The following is a 15,801-nucleotide window of genomic DNA, read 5'->3' on the forward strand; positions in this document are numbered from 1 at the left end:
TGAGTCGTCCGGAAATAGACTCGTTCGCGCCGGGAAAATTCCACCCCGGCTGAGCGCCATGGCCTGACAGCGCGGGCCGCGCCGGCGCATGATAAGCAGGTCCGGATCCACTGGGTGATACATCTCCGGGAGACCCATGAGCGATCGCGACCCGTCACGCGACTGGCATGCCCTGAAGACCGACGAAGTGCTCCGGCGTCTGGAGACGGACGCGCACGGACTCGCCTCGTCCGCCGCGGAACAGCGGCTTCAGGATGTCGGCCCCAACCGCCTGCCGGAGGCCGCGCGCACCGGCCCCGTCCGGCGCTTCCTGCTGCAGTTCCACAATGTGCTGATCTACGTGCTGATCGCCGCGGCGGTGGGTACCGCGTTCCTTGGTCACTGGCTGGATACCGGCGTCATCCTGGGGGTGGTGCTGATCAACGCCATCATCGGCTTCATCCAGGAGGGCAAGGCGGAGAAGGCGCTGGACGCGATCCGCGGGATGCTCTCGCCCCGCGCCCAGGTCCTGCGTGACGGCCAGCGCCACAGTATTCCCGCAGAGACGCTGGTCCCCGGCGACATCGTGTATCTGCAGGCCGGGGACCGCGTCCCGGCGGACCTGCGCCTGACCGGGGCGCACAACATGCGCATCGACGAGGCCGCGCTGACCGGCGAATCGGTCGCCAGCGACAAGCAGAGCGAGCCGGTGGCGGCCGCATCCGACCTCGGCGATCGCCGTTCGATGGCCTATTCCGGCACGCTGGTGGCCTTTGGCCAGGGGCGCGGGGTCGTGGTCGGCACCGGGGCCGATACCGAGATTGGCCGCATCTCCACCCTGATCGGCGAGGTGGAGACCCTGACCACCCCGCTGCTGCGCCAGATCGCCCAGTTCGGCCGCTGGCTGTCGGTGGCCATCGGCGTCCTGGCGGCGGCGACCTTCGCCTTCGGCTACTGGGTGCGCGACTACGACCTGGTGGAGACCTTCCTCGCCGCGGTCAGCCTGGCGGTGGCGGCAATCCCCGAGGGCCTGCCGGCGATCATGACCATCACCCTGGCGATCGGGGTGCAGCGCATGGCCGCGCGCCACGCGATCATCCGCCGCCTGCCGGCGGTCGAGACCCTGGGCTCCGTCACCACCATCTGCTCGGACAAGACCGGCACCCTCACCCGCAACGAAATGACGCTGAAGAGCATCATCACCACCGAGGCGGAGTACGAGCTGGGCGGGGTCGGCTACGAGCCGCACGGCGGCATTACCCGCGACGGCCAGGAGGCGGACCCGGAGGCCGATCCCCTGCTGGCCGAGATCCTGCGCGGCCTCCTGCTGTGCAACGATGCCGAGGTCTATCTGAAGGAGGACCGGTGGACCATGGAGGGCGACCCGACCGAGGGGGCCCTGATCGTCGCCGCGATGAAGGGCGGACTGGAGCCGAAGGCAATCAACGAGCGCTTCGTGCGGGATGACGTGATCCCGTTCGAGTCGTCCTACAAGTTCATGGCCACCCTGCACCATGACCATGAAGGCGGGGCTTTCGTCTTTCTCAAGGGGGCGCCGGAACGCGTGCTGGCCGTATGCAGCCAGCAGCGTACCGCCGATGGCGAGGCGCCCCTGGACGCCGAGCACTGGCAGCAATGGATGGACGGCGTCGCCGCGCGCGGCCAGCGCCTGCTCGCCCTGGCCACCCGGCGCATGGAGGATCACCGCCAGGAACTGGAGTTCTCCGACATCGAGGATGGCGGGCTCACCCTGGTGGCGGTCTGCGGGATCATCGACCCGCCACGCGAGGAGGCGATCGAGGCGGTGGCCCACTGCCAGGAGGCCGGCATCCGCGTGAAGATGATCACCGGCGATCACGGCGTGACCGCGCGCGCGATCGCCGACGAGCTGGGCATCAGTACCGAGGGCGGTGTGGTGGTCGGGCACGAGCTGGAAAGCGCCAGCGACGCGGAACTCGCGGAGCAGGTCCGCCATGTGGACGTGTTCGCCCGCGCCACGCCGGAGCACAAGCTGCGCCTGGTGCGCGCGATCCAGAGCCACGGCGACGTGGTCGCAATGACCGGCGACGGTGTCAACGATGCCCCCGCCCTCAAGCGCGCCGATGTCGGCGTGGCCATGGGCGTGAAGGGCACCGAGGCCGCGCGCGAGGCCTCGGAGATGGTGCTGGCCGACGACAACTTCGCCTCCATCGCCAACGCGGTGGAGGAAGGCCGCACTGTCTACGATAACCTGAAGAAGGCGATCCTGTTCCTGCTGCCCACCAACGGCGGCCAGGCCTTCACCATCGTCGCCGCGATCCTGCTCGGCCTCACCCTGCCGCTGACACCGGTGCAGGTGCTGTGGGTCAACATGGTCACCGCGGTCACCCTGGCCCTGGCACTGGCCTTCGAGCCCACCGAACCCGGCACCATGCAGCGCCCGCCGCGGCCACCCAACACGCCGCTACTGTCCGGCTTCCTGCTCTGGCGCATCGGCTTCGTCTCCGCGCTGCTGGTGGCCGGCACCTTCGGCCACTTCCTGTGGCTGGAGCAGCAGGGCGTGGCGGAGGAATTCGCGCGCACCGTGGCCATCAACACCCTGGTCATGGGCCAGCTGTTCTTCCTGTTCAACAGCCGCTACATCCTGGAGCCGGCGCTAAACCGGGAAGGCCTGTTCGGCAGCCGCCCCGTACTGATCGCGGTCGGCGTGCTGATCGTGCTGCAGGGCCTGTTCACCTACGCCCCGCCGCTGCAACTGCTGTTTGGCACCACCGCCATCGGGCCGGAGGAATGGCTGCGCATCCTCGCCTTCGGCCTGATCCTGTTCACCCTGGTCGAACTCGAAAAGACGCTGCTGCGCCGACGCGGTTTCAACCCCCACCAGTAGGGTATTCCCGGGAGGCTGCCCATGGCCGCGACAGACACGCCCGTAAATCGATACCCCGCCCCCAACGCCAGCGTTCATACGCCCCCTGCGCTGCACCCGACCGGGGCCTCGCTGGCCCCCCTGTGCGCGCTCGCCCTTGCCCTGTGGGGGCCAGCGGCCCTGGCGGGAGACGCACCCGAATCCCGGGTCGCCTGGGAGGAGCCGGTCGAGGTCGCGCGCGGCGAGGCCTTCCGCGGCCCCTGGCGCATGAACGCCTCGGATTTTCGCTATGTCGACGATGCCTCGGTGGCGATCAATGACCATGGCGACGCGCTGGTCGTCTGGGCCGACCAGGCGCAGCAGACCCTGTTCCTGCAGCGCTACGACCGCGACGGCCGGGCGGTCTTCGAGCGACCGACCCGGATCGGCGGCGTGCCGGGCACCTTTTCCTGGCTGCCGCGGGTCGCGGTCGAACCGGCGCCGGACGACGCCGACGCCTTCGACGTGCACCTGCTGTGGCAGGAGATCCTGTTTACCGGCGGCGACCACGGCGGCGAGATCCTGTACGCCCGATCCCGCGACGGAGGCCGCTCGTTCGAGGGACACCAGAACCTGTCCCGTTCGCGCGACGGTGCCGGCAAGGGCCGCATCACCGCCCAGCGCTGGGACAACGGCAGCCTGGACCTGCTGCTGACGACCGCCGGCGAGGTGGTCGCGGCCTGGACCGAGTACCAGGGTCCGCTGCGCGTCTCCTATTCCGCGGATCGTGGTGCGTCCTTCGCCAAACCCGTGACCGTCAACCCGGAGCGAGCGGGGCCGGCCCGCGCCCCGACCCTGGCACAGGCGCCATCCGGTCGCGTGCTGCTGGCCTGGTCGGAGGGTGCCAGTCCGTACGCAGACATCCGGATCGCCCGCTCGGACGATATGGACGCCGGCTTCTCCGAACCGACCACCGCGCTGGAACATCCCGGCCATGCTGACGCCCCGACGCTGGTGGTGGCCCCGGACGGCATCGTTCATCTGGCCTTCGGGGCGATCCCGGCCAACGCCCTGGAGGACTACCGACAGCCCCATTTCCGCCGCCTGCATGTCAGTCGCGCAGATGCCGACAGCCTGGACTTTGCTGCGCCCACCCGGCTCGGCGCGGATCCGTGGCCGGGCAGCTTCCCGACCCTGGCCCGGGACGACCGGTGTCTGTATCTGGTCTGGCAGCGCTATCCCCACCCGACCGATCGGCCCTGGGGCCTGGCATTCGCCCACGCGCCGCTGAAATCCGCGCAGTTCGGGCCGGTCGAGGCAGTCCCGGGCACGCTCGAAACCCCCTACAGCGGGGGCCTGCAAGGGCAGTTGAAACGACGCATGGCGGTCAACCGCCACGGCGCGATCGCGATTGCCCAGAGCCGCTTCATCCCGGGAAGCCACAGCGACATCCTGCTGATCCGTGGCCAGATCGAGGAAAACGGATGCCATCCGAACCCTTCTCGCTGATGATTCACGGCGGCGCCGGGCAGATCCGCGAGGCCGGGGATCCACAGACCGCCGGCCGCTATCACGCCGCGCTGCACGCGGTACTAGAGGCCGGTCGCGAGCGGCTGGCGCGGGGCGATACCGCCCTGGATACCGTGGAGTACTGCGCGGCGCGGCTCGAGGACAACCCGCTGTTCAACGCCGGCACCGGTGCCACCCTGACCCGGGACGGGACCGTGGAACTGGATGCCGCGATCATGGATGGCGCGGCTCTCGCTGCGGGGGCCGTCGCCGCGGTTCGCGGCATTGCCAACCCGATCCGGCTGGCGCGAGCGGTCCTCGACGACGGGGAACATGTGCTGCTGGTCGCGGACGGCGCCGCCAGCTTCGCCCGCGAGATCGGGATGCCGCAGGTGGACGAGGAGACCCTGATCACCCCGCAGCGGCGGGAACAGCTGGAGCGCGCCCTGTGCCAGGGCCGGGTCACACTGGATCATAACGAACCCGCGCCCGGGACTATCGGCGCGGTCGCGCGCGATCGCCACGGCCATCTGGCCGCGGCCACCTCCACCGGCGGGATGACCGGCCAGCGCTCGGGCCGGGTCGGCGACTCGCCCATCCCTGGCGCGGGCGTGTACGCGGACGATGCCACCGCCGCCATCTCCGCGACCGGGCATGGCGAGCATTTCCTGCGCAGTGTGTTTGCCCGGGAACTGGCTGACCGTGTCGAGTATCTTGGCCTGAGCGCCGCCGAGGCCCTGAACGCGAGCCTGCAGCGCCTGCGGGAGCGGCTCGCGGGCTACGGCGGGGCCATCGTGATCGACCGCAACGGGCGCTGCGCGGCCGGCACCACCACCCCGCGCATGCTCCATGGCTGGATCGAACACGCGGGTCCGAGCCGGACCCGCATCGAACCACTCATCCTCCCGCCGGCCCGTTGACCGGGCCGCGTCAGCGACCCCGGAATCACCCGACGCGCGGGTCGTGAACCGGCGCTCGGCCCAGTGCCGCCATGGGGTTCAACCCCGCGCCGCCGCGGCGTTCAGGCGCCGCCCCATGCGGCTGCCCAGCCACACCCCGGTAATCCACAACACCAGGGAGACGGCGACATAGAGCGCGGCCCGGCCGGGATCCCCGGTCTGCACCAGCCACAAGCTCTCCAGGCTGAACACCGAGAAGGTCGTAAAGCCGCCGCAAACACCCGCCAGCATGAAATGACGGAACACCGGGTCGGCCGGGCGGCGGCCCTCGGCGGCACTGATCACCGCATACAGCCCGATCAGCCACGATCCGGCCACGTTCACGGCCAGCGTGTCCCAGGGAAAACCGGTACCGGCCAGGTGCAGCCCGGTCCAGGAGACGCCATACCGCGCCATGCTGCCAAGGGCCGCCCCCAGCGCCACGAACAGCGAGAGCCGCAGCGAATACCCGGTCACGCCGCACCCCCTGCCAGGCGGCCCAGCGCGTGCCCGATGGCCACCAGCACCAGTCCCCCGCCCAGGGTCAGCAGAACGTAGACCAGCGCCCGGCGCAGCCCGTCGTCCTGCTCCGCGACCCCCAGCACCTGCAGGCTGAACGAAGAGACCGTGGTGAAGCTGCCGAGTACCCCCACCACCAGCAGCAGCCAAAGCCAGGAGGTCCACGCCGGCCCCGAGGTCCAGCCCAGTGCCAGTCCGATCAGCAGCGCACCGAAGGCATTGACCGCCAGCGTCCCCCACGGAAAACGGCCGCCCCCGGTGCGGTTGTCGATCCACTGCGACAGCCAGAAGCGCGCCAGCCCCCCCAGCGCACCCCCGGCTCCCACCAGCAACAGGCCCTCCCACCACGCGATCATGGCGCCATTGTCAGTGGCACCGGCGAGGCTGTCGAGCGCACCGGGCGGCCAGCACGCGCGGACGGCCGCCGAAATCCCGCGCCATTCGGGCTTCACCCTCGTCGGAATGGTAAAGTGCGGGCGCAGCGCGGGCGTCAGAGGCCCGCCCCTCATTCAAACCGTATGGGTCGCAGGAGCATCATGGCGCAGTACATCTTCACGATGAACGGCGTGGGCAAGATCGTCCCGCCGAAGAAGTACATCCTCAAGGACATCAACCTGAACTTCTTCCCGGGCGCCAAGATTGGCGTGCTGGGCTACAACGGTGCGGGTAAATCCACCCTGCTGCGCATTATGGCCGGCGTGGACACCGAGATCGTCGGCGAGGCGCGGCCGCAGCCGGGCATCCACATCGGCTACCTGCCGCAGGAGCCGCAGCTCGACGAGAGCAAGGACGTGCGCGGCAATGTCGAGGAGGCCGTGGCCCCGGTCAAGGAGGCGCTGGCCGAGCTGGATCAGGTGTATGCCGCCTACGCCGAGCCGGACGCCGACTTCGACGCCCTGGCCGCCAAACAGGGCGAGCTGGAGGCGAAGATCGAGGCCGCCGACGGCCACAACCTCGAGCGCAAGCTGGAGGTCGCCGCGGACGCCCTGCGCCTGCCGCCGTGGGACGCGGACGTGAAGACCCTGTCCGGGGGTGAACGCCGCCGCGTGGCGCTGTGCCGCCTGCTGCTGTCCAGCCCCGACATGCTGATCCTCGACGAGCCGACCAACCACCTGGACGCCGAGTCCGTGGCCTGGCTGGAGCGCTTCCTGCAGGAGTTTCAGGGCACCGTGGTGGCGGTCACCCACGATCGATACTTCCTCGACAACGTGGCCGGCTGGATCCTCGAGCTGGACCGCGGCCAGGGCATCCCGTTCCAGGGCAACTACTCGCAGTGGCTCGAGCAGAAGGAAAAGCGCCTGAAGCAGGAAGAAAAGGCCGAGGCCGCCCGCGTAAAGGCAATGGAGTCGGAACTGGAGTGGGTACGCTCCAACCCGAAGGGCCGTGGCGCCAAGAGCAAGGCGCGCCTGAAGCGCTTCGAGGAGATCGCCTCGACCGACTACCAGAAGCGCTCCGAAACCAAGGAGATCTACATCCCGCCGGGCCCGCGCCTGGGCGACAAGGTGCTGGAGGTGGAGAACCTGTCCAAGCACTTTGGGGACCGCGTGCTCTACCAGGGCCTGTCGTTCTCCGTGCCGCGCGGTGCACTGATCGGTGTGATCGGCCCGAACGGCGTCGGCAAGACCACGCTGTTCCGCATGATCGCCGGGCAGGACCAGCCGGACGACGGCTCGATCGAGCTGGGCGAGACCGTGCAACTGGCCTACGTGGACCAGAGCCGCGATGCGCTGCAGGACGAGAAGACCGTCTGGGAGGAAATCTCCAACGGCCAGGACATCATCCAGGTCGGCAACTTCCAGATGCCGTCACGCGCCTACGTCGGCCGCTTCAACTTCAAGGGCACCGACCAGCAGAAGCGCATGAAGGAACTGTCCGGGGGGGAACGCAACCGCGTGCATCTCGCCAAGCTGCTGCAAAGCGGCGGCAACTTCCTGCTGCTCGACGAACCGACCAACGATCTGGACGTCGAGACCCTGCGCGCGCTGGAAGAGGCCCTGCTGGACTTCCCCGGCTCCGCGATCGTGATCTCGCATGACCGCTGGTTCCTGGACCGCATCGCCACCCACATCCTCGCGTTCGAGGAGGACGGCAACGTGGTGTTCTTCGACGGCAACTACCAGGAATACGAGGAAGACCGCCACAAGCGCCTGGGCGCCGAGGCCGACCAGCCGCACCGGGTCAAGTACAAGCGACTCGCCTCCTGACCCGCCCCGAAGGCCCGGCACCCGCCGGGCCTTCGTCTTTCCGCCCCCGGAGCATTGACCATATGGTCACCGCCAATGCCTGCTGCATCGGGCCGGCCCGCGCCGAGGCTACGGGCTAATCGGCCGGGTCTGCTCCAGGAATGCCTCCGTAAAGCCTTCCAGCTCTGCATCTTCGATCAGCCCTTCGCGCCGCATGCACAGGAACTGATCCAGCGCCTTCGAGCGGGCATGGCCATCGAAGATGAATGCAAGCCGCTCGTTCGCTTCGTTCAGCTGCTGATAGAGATCCAGAAAGCGTTCGTGATTCGAGCGGTCTTCCTGTTCCATGGTCGCCCGGCAATCGGCCAGGGCGCGCTCGCAGTAACGATCCAGCGCGGTTTTCTTCAACTGGCTGAACCGTTTCCAGTCCGACTCCTTGATCATCCCGGAGGCCTCCTGAAATTCGACACGTCAGGGCGTCAGGCGGATGCACGCCCAACAGCTGGGAAATGATGCAGCGGCCGCAGCCGCTCCGCCAACCTTATCGGCGATCGCAGCTCGCGGTCAGGCGCCCGTCCACTGGCTCGGCGGTCATCCCGGTATCGACGAACCGGCCTTCGGCATGCAGTTCACCGCCATCAATCCGGATCAGCGGCTCCGACGCACCACCGGCGACGCTGATCCACTGCTCGCCCATGCGCGTCCGATTGGCCTCCAGCACCTCGCCCCCCGCACGGACATCGCCAAACTGGGCCGAAACCGAGTGGGTCAGCATGCCGGCAACCGCGTTGCGCGAGGCGAACACCCGCAGTGGGCCGCGATCGGTATCGGCGCGCGCCACCAGCGTCTGGTAGCGATCATCCGCATCACCCGAGAAATCGCAGACCTCCATCTCCAGCACGTATTCCTCGCCCTCCAGAATCAGGGTCGCGGCCTCGGTCGCATGCGCATTCACGGAAACCAGCGAAACGGCCAGCAACGACAGCAAACCACCAGGCACTCCCAGCGCAAGACGCATGCGGCAACTCCTTTGCAGAGATGGGTACGGAAGGGAAGCTTACCCCATTCCCCTAGGGAAACACTGATCCATGCACACGCTCGCGTTGGCACCCCAGGTTTTCCGAGACAAGGCGCGTCGCGCAGCGGGTAGTGGTTCTACCCGCAAGCGGCGCAACGCAGGATCGGGGAACCTGGGGTGCCAACCCCACAGGCCATTCAAAGCCGGGGCTCGGCCGCTTTTGCGTGCGCACCGCGTTGCGGCTCCCTTGTGCAGAATGACTGCACGGCGGTCACCGCGCCTTGTTCGCACGCAAAAGCGACTCGAGCGCGAGCGTGTGCATGGATCAGTGTTTGCCTAGGCACCACGCGAGGTCCGGCATGGGACCGATTCCACCCGCTGACCCGGCGCCGATCGATTCTTGCGGCCGGACGTGCATTCCCTTCCCCCGGAATCTGGTCCATATTCAGATGACGCAGTCGCTGAGCAGGGCCCCGTTCGCGGGCCGGTCGGGCGTCGGGGCGGAGGGCGATGCAGAATTCCTTCGGCAGCACAGCAAGCGCAGACGCCGCCGAGTGCCGCGAAGGGCAGCGCGTGCAGCCCGAACGCATCGCGACCTGCCGCCTGCAGCTGCACCCGGGCTTCACGCTGGACGACGCCGCCGAGGTCGTCCCCTATCTGGCCCGGCTGGGCATCTCGCACGTCTATCTCTCGCCGATCCTGCAGGCGGTGCGCGGCAGCACCCACGGCTACGACGTGGTCGACCCCTCCCGGGTCAACAACGAACTCGGCGGCGAACCGGCGCGCCAGCGCCTGTGTGCGGCGCTGGAGGCCGCCGGGATGGGGCTGGTGCTGGACATCGTACCCAACCACATGGCGGTGGCCGGGGACCAGAACCCGTGGTGGTGGGATGTGCTGGAGAACGGCCCATCCAGCCGGTTCGCGATGCATTTCGACGTGGACTGGGAGTCTTCGGAAGAGCGCTGGCCCAACAAGGTCCTGCTCCCGGTGCTGGGCGATCATTACGGCCGCGTCCTCGAGGCTGGCGAGATCCGGCTGCAATACGAGGGCGGACTGTTCGACCTGGCCTATTACGAGCACCGCTTCCCGCTGGATCCATCCTCGCTCAATGACCTGCTCGACCGCGCCGGTCGCGCCACGGGCATCGATTTTCTGGGCTTTCTCGCGGAATCCTGTGCCCGCCTCCCGCAGCCCTGGCTCACCGGGCCCGATTCCGCAGAACGCCGGCACCGCGACCAGGGCGTCATTCGCCAGTTGCTGGACGAAATCACCCGCGACGACCCGGCGGCCGGCGAGGCCATCGCGGCCGAGGTGGCCCGGATCAACGCCGACCCCGATGCCCTGGACGCGCTGATCGAGAAGCAGAACTACCGGCTGGCTTGGTGGCGCACCGCCGGGCGCGACCTCGGCTACCGCCGGTTCTTCGACATCAATGACCTGGCGGGGCTGCGCCAGGAGCGGGAGGACGTCTTCCAGGCCGTGCATGCACTGCCGGTGCGCTGGGTGGCGGAAGGCTCGGTGCACGGCCTCCGGGTCGACCATCCGGATGGCCTGCGCGACCCCGGGCAGTATTTCAGCCAGCTGCGCCGCGCCTGCCCGGACACCTGGATCGTCGCCGAGAAGATCCTCGAGCCCGGCGAGCGGCTGCCGGGCAACTGGCCGATCGCCGGCACCACCGGCTACGACTTCCTCAACCGCGTACAGGGGCTGTTCGCGGACCCGGCCGGCGAGGCCCCTCTGACGCGGCTGTTCGAGGAGCTCACCGGCGAGGAGGCCGACTACCCGGGACTGGTCTACGAATCCAAGCGCCAGGTGCTCAAGGACCTGCTCGGCAGCGAACTCAACCGCCTGAGCTCGCTGTTCGTGGACATCTGCGAACGCCACAGGCGCCACCGCGACTACACCCGCCACGAGCTGTACCTCGCCCTGCTGGAGGTGGCCGCCTGCTTTCCGCTCTACCGCACCTACGTATGCCCGCGGGACGACGGCGTGACGGCGGCCGACATCGCAAGTGTCGAGACCGCGATCGAGCTGGCCGGCACGCGCCGCCCGGAACTGGACAACGAACTGCTGCAGTTCCTGCGTGACCTGCTCCTGCTGCGCATCCCCGGCGAGCACGAGACCGAGCTGGCCCTGCGCTTCCAGCAGCTGACCGGTCCGGCGATGGCCAAGGGCGTGGAGGATACCGCGCTGTACCGCTTCCACCGCCTGACGGCCCTCAACGAGGTCGGCGGTGATCCCGGCCGCTTCGGGATATCGGTGGACGAATTCCACGAGGCCAGCGCCCGCGCCCGGACGCTTCACCCGGAGGCGATGCTGGCCACCTCGACGCATGACACCAAGCGCAGCGAGGACGTGCGCGCCCGCCTGCTGCTGCTCTCGGAAATCCCGGAGACATGGGCCACGGGCGTGCGCGGCTGGATGCGCCAGAACGCGCGCCACCGCACCGGTGAATGGCCTGACCCGGCGATCGAGTATCTCTATTACCAGACCCTGGTGGGCGCCTGGCCGATCGACGTCGAGCGTATGACCGCCTACATGGAAAAGGCCGCACGCGAGGCCAAGCAGCAAACCAGCTGGACCCAACCACAGGAGGGCTACGAACAGGCCCTGCGCGCGTTCGTGGCCGGGACCCTGAGCGACCCCGGGTTTCGCGAGGCGCTGGAGTCATTCCTGCGGCCGCTGGTCGCCCCCGGCCGCACCAACAGCCTGGCGCAGACGCTGATCAAGCTGACCGCGCCCGGGGTCCCGGACCTCTACCAGGGCAGCGAACTGTGGGACCTGAGCCTGGTCGATCCGGACAACCGCCGCCCGGTGGACTTCGCCACGCGTGCCCGGCTGCTGGAAGAACTCCAGCACCTGACCCCGGCGCAGATCCAGGCGCGGGCCGACGAGGGCCTGCCCAAGCAGTGGTTGGTACACCAGGCCCTGGCGCTGCGCCGCAGCCACCCGGAATGGTTCGGCCCGGATGCCGCGTACACCCCACTGCGCGCCAGCGGCGAACGCGCCAGTCACGTGGTCGCCTATCTGCGCGGAGATGGGGTGCTGGTGCTGGTACCGCGTCTGGTGCTCGGGCTGGGGGGCGACTGGCGCGACACTCGAATGACGGTACCCTCCGGCACCTGGCACAACCGCCTGTCCGGCATGACGCTGCAAGGCGGCGAACACCCGGTCGCGGAGATTCTGGCTGCGTTTCCGGTCGCCCTCCTCGCACGCGAGGAGGCCACGCCATGACGACCGTGCGCGTGTGGGCCCCTGAGGCCAATCGGGTCGAACTGGAGTGCGGGGACAATCGCATGCCGATGGACCACCGGGCAGACGGGTGGTGGTCGCTGTACACGGAACAGCTGGTTCACGGTAGCGACTATGCCTTTCGCGTCGACGGCAACGGTCCGTTCCCCGATCCGCGCTCCGCCTGGCAGCCACAGGGCGTGCACGGCCCGTCGCGCTGGCTGGACCACGCTCGCTTCGTCTGGAATGACGCCGGCTGGCAGGCGCCGCCGCTGGCCGCGGCGGTGATCCAGGAGATCCACGTCGGCACCTTCACCCCGGCCGGCAGTTTTGACGGTGTGGCCGAGCGGCTGGACCATCTGGCCGAACTCGGCGTGACCCATCTGGAACTGATGCCGGTGGCGGAGTTCCCCGGCGCGCGCGGCTGGGGCTACGACGGTGTGAACCTGTATGCCCCGCACCACGCCTACGGGGGCCCCGAAGGTCTCAAACGCCTGGTCGATGCCTGCCACCAGCGGGGCCTCGCGGTGCTGCTGGACGTGGTCTACAACCACCTCGGCCCGGACGGCAACTACCTGGCGCAGTTCGGCCCGTATTTCACCGACCACTACCAGACGCCGTGGGGCGACGCCGTGAACCTCGACGGGCCCGACAGCGACACCGTGCGCCGCTTCTTCATCGACAACGCCCGGATGTGGCTGCGCGACTATCACCTCGACGGCCTGCGCCTCGACGCGGTGCACGCGATCGTCGATACCTCGGCCACCCATTTCCTCGAGCAGCTCGCCGCCGAGGTGCAGCGCCTGGGGCGGGAGCTCGGGCGGCACCTGGTGGTCATCGCGGAGAACGACCGCAACGACCCGCGCGTGACCCGGCCGGTGGAGGTCGGCGGTTACGGCCTGGATGCGCAGTGGAACGAGGACTTCCACCACGCCCTGCATGCCCTGCTGACCAGCGAATCCGACGCCTACTACGCGGACTTCGGACAGCTCGCGGATCTCGCCCGGGTGCTGAACCGGGGCCTCGCCTACGACGGCCGCTACTCCCACTATCGCCGGCGTACCCACGGCCGCCCGGCATCCGACCTGCCCGGGCGGCGCTTCGTCGGCTGCCTGCAAAACCATGACCAGATCGGCAACCGGGCGCGCGGCGACCGCATCGGTACGCAACTCGCCCCCGGCCTGCTGGAGATCGGGGCCGCGCTGGTACTGACCAGCCCCTTCGTGCCCCTGCTGTTCCAGGGAGAGGAATGGGCAGCCACAGCCCCGTTTCTGTATTTCACCGATCATGTCGACGCCGACCTCGGGCGCGCGGTCAGCGAAGGCCGCCGGCGCGAGTTCGCGGCCTTCCTGCGCGACCCCCGGGACATCCCCGATCCACAATCCCGCGAGACCTTCGTACGCTCCCGGCTGGACTGGGACGAGCGGGAACGCGCACCCCATGCCCGGATCCTGCGCTGGTATCGCGCGCTGATCGCCCTGCGCCACACCCACTGGACCTTCGCCGATGACCGCCTGGAGTCGATCGAGGTGCGCTTCGACGAAGCGGCGCGCTGGCTGGAGATACAGCGGCCGGGGCTGCTGCTGGCCTGCAATCTGACCCCGGCCCCGCAGCGCCTGCACTGCCCGGGGGCCCGGGGGCTGCACAGCCTGCTGTGTTCCGATGCGGGTATCGTGGTGGACTCGGATCGCCTGACCCTGCCCGGCGAATCCGTGGTCATCCTGGGGACTGACCGATCCACTTGGGCCACCTTGCGTGGCGAGGGAGTGATGCAGTGACGCTGTCCGACCGCCCCGTACAACGCATCGACGGCTACCTGCCCATCGAAGACCACGGCCTGATCGGGAATTGCACCACCGCCGCGCTGGTCGGCCGCGACGGCGCCATCCCCTGGATGTGCGTGCCCCGCTTCGACTCCGAGCCCCTGTTCTGCGCCCTGCTGGACCAAAAGCGCGGTGGTGCCTTCCGCTTGGCCCCGGAACAGCTGATCGCCTCGCACCAACGCTACATCCCGGACACCGCCGTCCTGATTACCGAGATGACCGGCCCGGAGGGGCGGGTTCGCATCACCGACTGCCTGCCCCTGCGCGCAGGGGCGGACCTCTCCGAAGACGCCCCCGCCGGGCGCAACGAACTGCTGCGCCGGATCGAGGTACTGGAGGGCCGGGTACGCCTGCGGGTGCAGATCACCCCCCGCGGCGGCGCGACCGTCGCGCCGCATGGTGCCGGCCTGCGTCTGGCCCTGCATCGCCAGCCGGACCTGGAACTGGCGCTGAGCGCCTCCCTGCCGCTGGAGGCACTGGACAGCCTGCATGAACTCGAGGCCGGGGAGCAGCATCACCTGCTCCTCGGTTGGGGGCCGCATACCCACCGGTTCCAGGCCCGCACCCCGCAGGAACTGGTCGAGGCCACGCTGCTGGTCTGGAGACGATGGATGCGGCATTTCGATTATGAAGGCCCCCGGGAAGAGCTCGTCCGCCGCTCGGCGGTCACCCTCAAGCTGATGGACTACACCGCCACCGGGGCGATGATCGCGGCCCCCACCTCCTCCCTGCCGGAGGCGATCGGCGGCCCCCGTAACTGGGATTATCGCTACGCCTGGATCCGAGATGCGGCGTTTTCGGTCTATGCGATGAGCGATATCGGCATGACCCACGAGGCCGCCGGGTTCATCGGTTGGGCCCTGGACGCGGTCGATCGCGCAGGCTGGCCACGCGTGCTGTACGACGTAGATGGCCACCTCCCGCAACCCGAGCGCAGCGACCCCGAACTGGAGGGCTACCGCGGCTCGAGGCCGGTGCGCTGGGGGAATGGCGCAGTCGAGCAGCGCCAGCACGACGTGTTCGGGGAGATCCTCGACTGCGCGTGGCGCTGGGTCCGCTGGGGCGGCACGCTGGACGATCATCTGTGGGCACGCCTGCGGCGCCTGATCGAATCCGCCAACACGGAGTGGAAAAACCCCGACCACGGGATCTGGGAAGTGCGCACGGCCGGGCGCCCCTTTACCTACTCCGCCGCCCTCTGCGCGGTGGCGCTGGAGCGCGGTGCCGCGCTGGCCGAGACCAATGGCATGGAAGGCAACAGTGCCGTCTGGCGGGCCGAGGCGCAGGAGATCCGTGAAGCGATCCTGGAGCAGGCCTGGGACCCCGCACTCCAGAGCCTCACCGAGCATCTGGGTGGCGGCGGCATTGACGCAAGTCTGCTGGCCCTGCCGGGACGCGGTGTCATCCCCGCGGATCACCCGAAGATGATCGCCACCACCGAGGCCGTCGTCCGGCGCCTGGGTGCCGGCAACGGCCTGCTCTACCGCTATCTGCCGGAGGAGTCCCCGGACGGGCTGCCCGGACACGAGGGTGCGTTCGTGCTGTGCAGCTTCTGGCTGGTGGACAACCTGCTGGGACAGGGTCGCCTGGATGAGGCGCAGGCCCTGTACGACTCGCTGTGCGAGCGCACCAACCACCTGGGCCTGCTGCCGGAACAGATCGACCCGGCCAGCGGGGCCTTCCTCGGCAACTTCCCGCAGGCCTTCAGCCACGTCGGCCTGATCGCGACCGGCATCAAGCTCGCACGGGCATTAAAGGACAACGACGAGCCCTGAGC

The 15,801-nt window shown here is 68.9% G+C and carries 11 protein-coding genes; 7 read left to right on the forward strand and 4 right to left on the reverse strand.

From position 1 onward, the window contains the following. Positions 1–136: 136 nt before the first annotated feature. The 3 genes from F614_RS0107275 to F614_RS0107285 are packed head-to-tail and all read left to right on the forward strand — an operon-like array spanning position 137 to position 5,232. Positions 137–2,845 carry a cation-transporting P-type ATPase gene (locus tag F614_RS0107275; protein WP_019558633.1) on the forward strand — a complete coding sequence of 903 codons (2,709 nt, stop codon included), beginning with the start codon at positions 137–139 and terminating at the stop codon, positions 2,843–2,845. 21 nt (positions 2,846–2,866) lie between these two features. Further along, positions 2,867–4,312, forward strand: coding sequence for a sialidase family protein (locus F614_RS0107280; protein ID WP_019558634.1), 1,446 nt, complete (start codon positions 2,867–2,869; stop codon positions 4,310–4,312). Beyond that, positions 4,288–5,232 (forward strand): isoaspartyl peptidase/L-asparaginase family protein, encoded by a 945-nt coding sequence (locus F614_RS0107285; RefSeq protein WP_019558635.1) that lies wholly within the window; start codon positions 4,288–4,290, stop codon positions 5,230–5,232. The genes F614_RS0107280 and F614_RS0107285 overlap by 25 nt, the downstream gene beginning before the upstream one ends. Before the next feature lie 78 nt (positions 5,233–5,310). On the opposite strand, the gene crcB (F614_RS0107290) is transcribed toward F614_RS0107285, so the two are convergent. Then, positions 5,311–5,727, reverse strand: coding sequence for a fluoride efflux transporter CrcB (gene crcB, locus F614_RS0107290; protein ID WP_019558636.1), 417 nt, complete (start codon positions 5,725–5,727; stop codon positions 5,311–5,313). After that, positions 5,724–6,125: a fluoride efflux transporter CrcB gene (gene crcB / locus F614_RS0107295; RefSeq protein ID WP_019558637.1), complete on the reverse strand. Its 402-nt coding sequence runs from the start codon at positions 6,123–6,125 to the stop codon at positions 5,724–5,726. The genes crcB (F614_RS0107290) and crcB (F614_RS0107295) overlap by 4 nt, the downstream gene beginning before the upstream one ends. Positions 6,126–6,305: 180 nt before the next feature. Between crcB (F614_RS0107295) and ettA the strand changes: the two genes are divergently transcribed. Further along, positions 6,306–7,973 carry an energy-dependent translational throttle protein EttA gene (gene ettA, locus F614_RS0107300; RefSeq protein ID WP_019558638.1) on the forward strand — a complete coding sequence of 556 codons (1,668 nt, stop codon included), beginning with the start codon at positions 6,306–6,308 and terminating at the stop codon, positions 7,971–7,973. A gap of 108 nt (positions 7,974–8,081) precedes the next feature. Here the strand turns inward: ettA and F614_RS0107305 are convergent, their stop codons facing one another. Then, a complete protein-coding gene (locus F614_RS0107305) occupies positions 8,082–8,396 on the reverse strand; it encodes a hypothetical protein (RefSeq protein ID WP_019558639.1) in 315 nt (104 codons plus the stop codon). Between the two features lie 97 nt (positions 8,397–8,493). Further along, positions 8,494–8,970: a hypothetical protein gene (locus F614_RS0107310; RefSeq protein ID WP_019558640.1), complete on the reverse strand. Its 477-nt coding sequence runs from the start codon at positions 8,968–8,970 to the stop codon at positions 8,494–8,496. 510 nt (positions 8,971–9,480) lie between these two features. Between F614_RS0107310 and treY the strand changes: the two genes are divergently transcribed. The 3 genes from treY to F614_RS0107325 are packed head-to-tail and all read left to right on the forward strand — an operon-like array spanning position 9,481 to position 15,799. After that, positions 9,481–12,204 (forward strand): malto-oligosyltrehalose synthase, encoded by a 2,724-nt coding sequence (gene treY / locus F614_RS0107315; protein ID WP_019558641.1) that lies wholly within the window; start codon positions 9,481–9,483, stop codon positions 12,202–12,204. Next, entirely contained in the window at positions 12,201–13,979 is a 1,779-nt protein-coding gene (treZ, locus tag F614_RS0107320) for a malto-oligosyltrehalose trehalohydrolase (protein WP_019558642.1), read from the forward strand. Before treY ends, treZ begins: the two co-directional genes overlap by 4 nt. Then, positions 13,976–15,799, forward strand: coding sequence for a glycoside hydrolase family 15 protein (locus F614_RS0107325; RefSeq protein WP_019558643.1), 1,824 nt, complete (start codon positions 13,976–13,978; stop codon positions 15,797–15,799). Before treZ ends, F614_RS0107325 begins: the two co-directional genes overlap by 4 nt. Positions 15,800–15,801 lie beyond the last annotated feature (2 nt).

This window comes from Thioalkalivibrio sp. ALE12 (assembly GCF_000381105.1).
Taxonomy (GTDB): Bacteria; Pseudomonadota; Gammaproteobacteria; order Ectothiorhodospirales; family Ectothiorhodospiraceae; genus Thioalkalivibrio.

Excerpts from the sequence above, each read along its gene's own strand:
- F614_RS0107275 (WP_019558633.1), top strand. The coding sequence starts at position 137 with ATGAGCGATCGCGACCCGTCACGCGACTGGCATGCCCTGAAGACCGAC.
- F614_RS0107280 (WP_019558634.1), top strand. The coding sequence starts at position 2,867 with ATGGCCGCGACAGACACGCCCGTAAATCGATACCCCGCCCCCAACGCC.
- F614_RS0107285 (WP_019558635.1), top strand. The coding sequence starts at position 4,288 with ATGCCATCCGAACCCTTCTCGCTGATGATTCACGGCGGCGCCGGGCAG.
- crcB (WP_019558637.1), bottom strand. The coding sequence starts at position 6,125 with ATGATCGCGTGGTGGGAGGGCCTGTTGCTGGTGGGAGCCGGGGGTGCG.
- ettA (WP_019558638.1), top strand. The coding sequence starts at position 6,306 with ATGGCGCAGTACATCTTCACGATGAACGGCGTGGGCAAGATCGTCCCG.
- F614_RS0107305 (WP_019558639.1), bottom strand. The coding sequence starts at position 8,396 with ATGATCAAGGAGTCGGACTGGAAACGGTTCAGCCAGTTGAAGAAAACC.
- F614_RS0107310 (WP_019558640.1), bottom strand. The coding sequence starts at position 8,970 with ATGCGTCTTGCGCTGGGAGTGCCTGGTGGTTTGCTGTCGTTGCTGGCC.
- treY (WP_019558641.1), top strand. The coding sequence starts at position 9,481 with ATGCAGAATTCCTTCGGCAGCACAGCAAGCGCAGACGCCGCCGAGTGC.
- treZ (WP_019558642.1), top strand. The coding sequence starts at position 12,201 with ATGACGACCGTGCGCGTGTGGGCCCCTGAGGCCAATCGGGTCGAACTG.